6 protein-coding genes are annotated in these 7061 nt (G+C 58.1%); 4 read left to right on the top strand and 2 right to left on the bottom strand.

Annotated features, from left to right (window positions below; translation table 11 throughout):
* On the bottom strand, positions 1–1042 hold a 1042-nt coding region (gene purH, locus HZA03_09035), incomplete at its 3' end, for a bifunctional phosphoribosylaminoimidazolecarboxamide formyltransferase/IMP cyclohydrolase (GenBank protein ID MBI5638098.1).
* Positions 1043–1291: 249 nt separating this feature from the next.
* Here purH and HZA03_09030 point away from each other — a divergent pair.
* The 4 genes from HZA03_09030 to HZA03_09015 all read left to right on the top strand — a co-directional run bounded on the left by HZA03_09030 (position 1292) and on the right by HZA03_09015 (position 6113).
* Complete coding sequence (locus HZA03_09030) at positions 1292–2194, top strand: heme A synthase (protein ID MBI5638097.1); 903 nt, start codon at positions 1292–1294, stop codon at positions 2192–2194.
* Between the two features lie 27 nt (positions 2195–2221).
* Positions 2222–3085 carry a protoheme IX farnesyltransferase gene (gene cyoE / locus HZA03_09025; protein ID MBI5638096.1) on the top strand — a complete coding sequence of 288 codons (864 nt, stop codon included), beginning with the start codon at positions 2222–2224 and terminating at the stop codon, positions 3083–3085.
* A gap of 10 nt (positions 3086–3095) precedes the next feature.
* Positions 3096–4391 carry a cbb3-type cytochrome c oxidase subunit I gene (locus HZA03_09020; protein ID MBI5638095.1) on the top strand — a complete coding sequence of 432 codons (1296 nt, stop codon included), beginning with the start codon at positions 3096–3098 and terminating at the stop codon, positions 4389–4391.
* Between the two features lie 504 nt (positions 4392–4895).
* Positions 4896–6113 carry a hypothetical protein gene (locus HZA03_09015; protein MBI5638094.1) on the top strand — a complete coding sequence of 406 codons (1218 nt, stop codon included), beginning with the start codon at positions 4896–4898 and terminating at the stop codon, positions 6111–6113.
* Positions 6114–6141: 28 nt separating this feature from the next.
* Here HZA03_09015 and HZA03_09010 read toward each other — a convergent pair whose 3' ends face one another.
* On the bottom strand, positions 6142–6876 hold the full coding sequence (locus HZA03_09010) for a hypothetical protein (protein ID MBI5638093.1): 735 nt from the start codon (positions 6874–6876) through the stop codon (positions 6142–6144).
* Positions 6877–7061: the final 185 nt, after the last annotated feature.

The following is a 7061-nucleotide window of genomic DNA, read 5'->3' as shown; positions in this document are numbered from 1 at the left end:
GGATGTTCTTTTTTGATTTGAGGATTTCCAGCGCCTTCGGTTCGTAATCCGGCGCGACCACCGCTTCCACAAAGGTCTTGCCGATTTCTTCGGCGGTGGCGGCGGTGAGCGTGGTGTTAAACCCGAGGATGGAGCCGAACGCCGAGACCGTATCGCAGGCATAGGCTTTTTTGTAGGCGGTAAGCTGATCGCCGTCCACCGCCGCGCCGCAGGGGTTGGTGTGCTTGATGACCACGGCGCTGTGGCCGTTTTTGAATTCGCGGGTGAGGCCGAGCGCCGCCGAGATGTCGAGTATGTTGTTGTACGAAAGCTCCTTGCCCCAGAGCTGGTTCTCGCCGGTGTAAATGCCGTCTTCCGCCGTGGTGTAAATCCCGGCGCTCTGGTGCGGGTTTTCGCCGTAGCGCAGTTCCTGGATTTTTTTGTATTCCAGCCTGAGCGAGTCGGGCTGTTTCGCGCCGGAAAGATAGGTGGTGATGGCGTTATCGTAGGCGCTGGTGCGGGCGAACGCCTTGGCCGCGAGGCGGCGGCGTTCTTCGATGGTGATTTCCCGTCCGGCGCGGATGGCGTCGATAATCATCGGATAGTCAGCGGGATCGACGACGATGACAACATCCTCGTGGTTTTTCGCCGAGGAGCGGATCATCGAGGGGCCGCCGATATCGATGTTCTCGATGGCCTCTTCGTCGGAGACGCCCGCTTTGGCGATGGTTTGCTCAAACGGATAGAGGTTCACCACCACCATGTCTATCGGCTTGATGCCGTTCTGTTTCATGGCGTCCATGTGGGCCGGCACGCCGCGCCGCCCCAAAATGCCGCCGTGTATCTTCGGGTGCAGCGTCTTTACGCGCCCGTCCATGATCTCCGGCGAGCCGGTGTGGTCGGATATTTTCACCACCGGGATGCCGTTGCCGGTCAGCGATTTGGCGGTGCCGCCGGTGGAAAGGATCTCGACCCCCGCGTCCCTGAGCGCGCGCGCCAGGTCGATAAGTCCCGTTTTGTCGGATACCGAGAGAATGGCCCGTTCAATTTTTTTGGTGTTCATGAAGCGCATAGTTTAATCACCGCCCCGCCCGTTCGTCAACCCCGGGATTTTCTTTATTTCAAGGCGGGCGTTCCGGGAGGTTTTTTCCCGGATTGAGCGCCGTGCGGCCCCGGCAAATAATCCCGTATTTTTTAGGTGGGGGACATTGTAAAATACGCCTGACCGTATTTTGGGTGATCTACGGGGAATGGGCCGCTTGGCTTGCATGGGCGGCGGTTTTTTTGTCAACTGATTAACAAGGACACACAGATGAACAACAACGTGGCTACCGGTTATTCAGGCAAGGACAAGCTGGTTCTCGGCCTTGCCATCGCATTCACGTACATCCTCATGATTTTTGGCAACGTGGTGACGACAACCGGCTCCGGCATGGCCTGCCCCGACTGGCCGCTCTGCTACGGCACGGTGAATCCTCCCAAGGCGATATCCGTATGGATCGAGTGGGGGCACCGCCTCATCGGCGGCGTTACCGGCTTTCTGATTCTCGCCGCCGCGTTCCTCACCTGGAAAAAAGCCGGCCCCGCCATACGCTTCTTCCTCAAGGTGGCGGTGGTTACGATCGTGGCGGCCATTTTGCTTGGCGGCGCCATCATCATCGTCGACGCGCCGTTGCTCGATTCCTTCAAGCGTATCGCGGTGGTAAGCAGCCACATCATTTCTTCCACCATCATTTTCGCCACATTGATTATCGCTTACCATTCCGTTTCGTCCCGCGCGGCGGAGGCCGCCGACCGCTTTTACATCTTCCTGTTCGTCCTGACATTCGCGCAGATCGTCATCGGCATCGTTGTGCGTTATGCGAACGCGTCGATGGCCTGCCCCGATTGGCCGCTCTGCCAAGGGAGCATCCTGCCGCCCAGTTTCTCGTTTGAAGTGCTGTTGCATTACACGCATCGCCTGATCGCGTATGTCATTTTCGGCGTTACGCTGTGGAAATTTACTGCCGCGCGCAAGGCGGGCGCTCCCGCGCGCCGCGATGCGATCACCTTTGGGCTGGTGCTGCTGCAGGCGTCCATCGGCATCGGCATCGTACAGACGGTCATGTTCCTCCCCCTGCTGGTCATGCATGGCGCGGCCGGCTTCGCCCTGCTGGGCTGGACCGCCTGGCTTGGCGCGCCGGGCATGACGGGCGCGCGGGCGGCTGAAAAATAATGTCTCATGGCCCAAGCGGGGATTTTCTTGGATAAAAAGCAGTTCACGGGATTGATGATCCTCCCGAAGCCGGGGATTGTCGCGCTGGTTATCGTATCCGGCATCACCGGCCTCTATTTGGGGGGCCACGGCGTCCTTCATACCCGGATTGCTTTCTGGACCCTCTTGGGGCTGGCGCTCTCCACCGCCGGTTCCGCGGTGCTCAATAACTTCATCGACCGCGACATCGATTCGGTGATGAACCGCACCAAAGGGCGGTCGCTCCCCTCCGGCGCGGTATCCGCCAGCGCCGCTTATTTTATCGGCACCGGGCTGGTGCTGGCGTCGCTGATCATCATGAAAATCGCCGTCGGCGCGCAGGCGACGCTATTGACCGGCATGGCGGTTTTCATTTATGTGGTTCTCTACTCGCTCTTTCTGAAGCGGCACACGCCGTTCGCCACCCATATCGGCGGCATCGCCGGCGCCATGCCGCCGCTTATCGGCTACGCGGCGGCCCACGGCGGCATCGATATTCATGCCGTGGTTCTTTTCCTTATCATCGTGGTTTGGCAGCAGCCGCACTTCTGGTCGCTCGCGCTGAAATACCGCGAGGATTATGCCCGCGCCGGCGTGCCGAATCACGCGGTGGCGATGGGTGTGGAGCCGACCAAGAGGCGGATCATGGCGTATGTGCTGGTGCATTTGCCGATGATGGTTCTGCCGTATCAGGTTGGCATGGCGGGAAAGTGGTATCTCGCCACGGCGATGGCGATGACCCTGGTGTATATAGCCTTGACGGCGCGCTTCGTGTTTTCCAACCGGGACAAGGAGGTGGCGATTTTCCATTTTTCGAACATATATCTGGTTGTGGTGTTCGGCGCGATGATAGCCGACGCGGTCAACCTGTAAAGGGAGCACCATGAGAAATTCCTATTACGGCAAATGGTTCATGCTTTCCATCGTTTCGCTCGGACTGGGCGGGGGCTTCGCGTTTCTCATCGGCATGGCGCGCGCGCCGTTCGCCGAAAAATATTTCCCCCAAAACTACTTTCAGCACGCGCTGGTGGGGCATGTGAACCTCGCCATCCTCTTTTGGCTCCTTCTCTCCACCATGGTGGTCTGGTGCTATCATCTTAAGACCGGGGGGCTGAAGCCGGCGCTTTGGCTGGCGGGCATCGGCACCGCGTTGGTGGCGTTCACCGCGCTGTTCGGCGGCGGCGACGCGGTGCTGAACAACTACGTCCCGGCGCTGGTGAATCCGGTCTTCTTCGCCGGCCTCGCGCTTTTTTTCATCGGGTTTTCGCTGAACGTATTCCGCTTCGCCAAAGAGGCCGCGGCGAACCTTGCCAGCGACGACATGGTGTTGAACGCCATCGGCGCGGGGGTGATGATCGGTATCGTGCTGGCGGCGGCGGTGGCGGTGAGCCTCGTCAAGCTGGGGCCGGACATCAACGATTATTCCCAGCAGATGTATTACGAACGGCTCTTCTGGACGCCCGGCCACATCCAGCAGTTCCTGAACGGCTCGATGCTGGCGGCGGTCTGGTATGCGCTGGCGCGCCTGAACACCGGCGGCGAGTTGAAATTCTGGCCCGTGCTCAAAGCGGCCAACAAGGTGTTTATCGTTTCGTCGGTGCTGCTCTTTTCGCTTCTATTCTTCATGGATCCGATGGACAGGCCGATGCGGATTGGGGCCGAGATCATCTATGGTATCGGCCTTGGAATCCCGCTTTTCATGCACATCGCCAATATCCTCCGGCAGGTGAAGCGCGATTTCAGCAGCCCCACGACGGTGGCTCTGTTTTTCTCGATAGCCATTTACCTCTACGGCATTTTTATTGCCTACGGCGGTTTTGATAACGATACCCGCGTGCCGGCGCACTACCACGGCGCGGTCACCGCACTGACGCTGGCGCTGATGGGCTTTGCGTGGCATATGCTCACCAAGGACGGCCTCGCCATCATCTTCCCCCGGTTGGCGAAATCACAGCCTTACATCTATGGCGTGGGGATGATTTTGTTCATCTCCGGCCTTTTTGTCTCCGGCATTTTCGGCGCGCCGCGCAAAACCCCCGGCACCGCCTGGACCGACAATCCGGTCGTTCTCGCCAGCATGTCTTTGATGGGTATCGGCACGCTGCTGTCGGTATTGGGCGGCATAGCCTTCGTCCTCTATGTCGCCGCCACGCTGATAAAAAATCGCCGCGCCGCCTAATCTCTGCCGATTTATCTATCATTTGCGTCCCCGCCTTCGCGGGGATGAACTCCGGCGGGAATCCAGAAAGGGAGGCGCGGAATGGATTTTACCGGAGCGGCGGAACTGTTTTCACAATCCGTCGCGGAAATACCCTTTAAGGGCACAATCCGCGCCGGGCTTTAAGGGGACATACTATCAAAGCTCTCTCCTAACTTGGCGCTACGCGCCAATGGACGAATGAATTCGCCCCTACCTAAAGAATTTTCCAATACGATGGGAACTCTATGGCCCATCGCTGCCGGTGAGGGAGCGCATCCCGGCATGGATGCCGGGATAGGATGCGAGCCGGCCCGAAGGCGCCGGAGCGTGGCGCGCGGCCAAAACGGCTTTGTGGCGGCATGCGGCAATATATGTGTAACTGTGCGATCATAACCATTAAAATATTGTGAGTGGTGGAAGCGCCATTTTTTCCTTCACTGGCCCATTTAAATAGTGGATAAGGCGCGGTCCAATAGGGGGTTAATGATGAAATCATTATTGATTGTTTCACTGATTGCGGCCTTGCTCGGCTCTAGTAACGATGCTGTGGCCAAAAGGTTCCGGGATTCCTACACCACGCCCGGCTTCCTGAAGGCGTGGGAGTGGGCGGGGCAAAGCGGCGACTTGGAACATGGCGGCGCGACGGCCGCCGAGATGAAGGCGCTCGTCGGCAAAATGCTGGAACTCCGCGAACTGTTGAAGGCTTCGCCGGTCGCGGGCCGGCCCGTGGGCTACAACACGATTCTTACGGGCCACTTCGAACCATTTCATTTACCCGAGCGGCACGATCTGAAGGCGCGGGATTTCCCGTTGAGGGCGCTCATCTGGTTCGGCGCGTTCCCGCAGGAGTTTGATGACAACGGCAAACTGCTTCCGACAATCGGAGAAACGACCCTGATGGCGTTCAAGGTCAATATGCTGCCTATGTGGGTGGAAAATCCCACGGAGTGGAGTGACCAGCTTACCGATGTTTCGCTCCATCCGCGGCACTTCAAGGATTTGGCCGGACTGCCGCACTTCGGCGACATCGTCGTGCTGAAGAGGAACTCCAGGCCCCTGTGGCTGCCCGTAAGCTTTGAGGAGTCGTTCAAGCTTATTCTGGCACAACGGAAGCAGAAGGTTGCGGAATTCGAAAAGAAGGCGGCCGAGTTGCGGAAGGACTACGCCGACTATATCACCCCGGCTCACCGCGCGGAGCGGCAGGAGAACTACAAGCTTGCATCGCGATCCCAGAAAGACCCCGCGGCGTTTCTTGCGCAGATGGATCAGCTCGACCGGACCAGTGAAGAAGTAATGTGCAAGCAGGCTGAAGGGGCGGCTCCGGACAGGGATTGGCACTGGTGGGCCGATGCAATCGCCAAGGTCAAGGAAGCCGAACGCGATTTCGCGTCCCTATCGGCCGAGCAGAAGGCGGCGCCAGCCTGCTACATGGATCAATCGAGAAGCCCGAATCCGGACACGCGCCTGCCGGTCAGTTTTGTGCCGATCGATACGCCGCAATGCCGCCCGGTGATCCGCCCCAATTGGAGCTACTTCGACCCGGCGCTGCCGCGCACGGCAATCCAGTTACTGACGGTTTGGGTGAGGGACTGTCCAGCGGCGAAGCCCTCAAAAGACGGCAACCCGGCCGGCTGTGCGGCGAACATGGCTTTGCTGCAGAGCCTCGACTGGGAAGCAGTGAAAGCGATCATGGATCGATAATGCGATACTCCGGCAGAAGAGGACTCCTTCAGGCCTTCTCTTCTGTGTACCACCTCGGAAAATAGTCCGGAGCGGCATATCTGGCAATTCCATCGGTACGATTCGAGCACCATTCAAATAGCCGGGCTGATGCGCAAAGTTTCAGCATCTCCACCGCAACCCTTGAGCCGTCGGCTAAACCGAAGGCATGGGCGGCTTCTTCCGCGACTTGGCGGACATTCATCTTCCTTCCCTCAAACAACAAAAGGAGCTGAAGGGCTTGTGGCGATATTTCGTAAGCCTCATGGGACTCTCTCAGGTATACCAGGCTTGTGGACAATTGGCCTGGGGGCCGATGGTTCGGGCGGGTGGTTGCCTCTTGAAACCTTAACCGGTCAACAAACTGAAACGAATAGCCATCCAACTCCTCGATGCAGACGGCGTTGGTGATTAGCGGCAGCAATCCCCCGTATGCGTGGCGGTCTATCGTGGCATTTTCGTCCTGTTGGAAGATCTCGAAAATATGGGCTTTTTCCTCCCGGCTCATGCCGCCCGCTTCCTCAAACGGCAGCACGGAGGCAAGCAGTCCGCTATTCCTTGCACCCGACTCGGCAAGTACTTTTATCCCGTACCGTTCCGGTTCGCGCGCCATTTGCGAAGTGGCGCTAAGCTGGAATTGAAATGTCTGTATGTGCGGCGCGACATCCCGGTTTTCATGGCAAAATTTATAAACCGACAGTGCCTCTTCGTATGTGGAGGTGGGTATATCGTAAATGATGTTCACTTGGCCGAACCTAAAGCCGCTTGTCCTGCAGTTGTCGTAGAGCCTTCTATACACAGCGTCTTAAATAATTGCGCATAGTCTTTTAAGCTGTCCGTTTGGCCTCAGCCATTTATCCAACTGTTTTCCGATAACGACAATCAACTCCTCAAGGCTTTTGAAATACCTGTTATGGGTGCATAGGCGTC

Source organism: Nitrospinota bacterium (assembly GCA_016217735.1).
Classification (GTDB): Bacteria; Nitrospinota_A; UBA7883; order JACRGQ01; family JACRGQ01; genus JACRGQ01.
Note: the sequence above shows the minus strand (reverse complement) of the source record. Positions and strands in the feature narration are given on the sequence as shown.

Bases quoted from the DNA above. Each gene is read 5' to 3' on its own strand.
- HZA03_09030 (MBI5638097.1), top strand. From the start codon at position 1,292: ATGAACAACAACGTGGCTACCGGTTATTCAGGCAAGGACAAGCTGGTT.
- HZA03_09020 (MBI5638095.1), top strand. From the start codon at position 3,096: ATGAGAAATTCCTATTACGGCAAATGGTTCATGCTTTCCATCGTTTCG.
- HZA03_09015 (MBI5638094.1), top strand. From the start codon at position 4,896: ATGATGAAATCATTATTGATTGTTTCACTGATTGCGGCCTTGCTCGGC.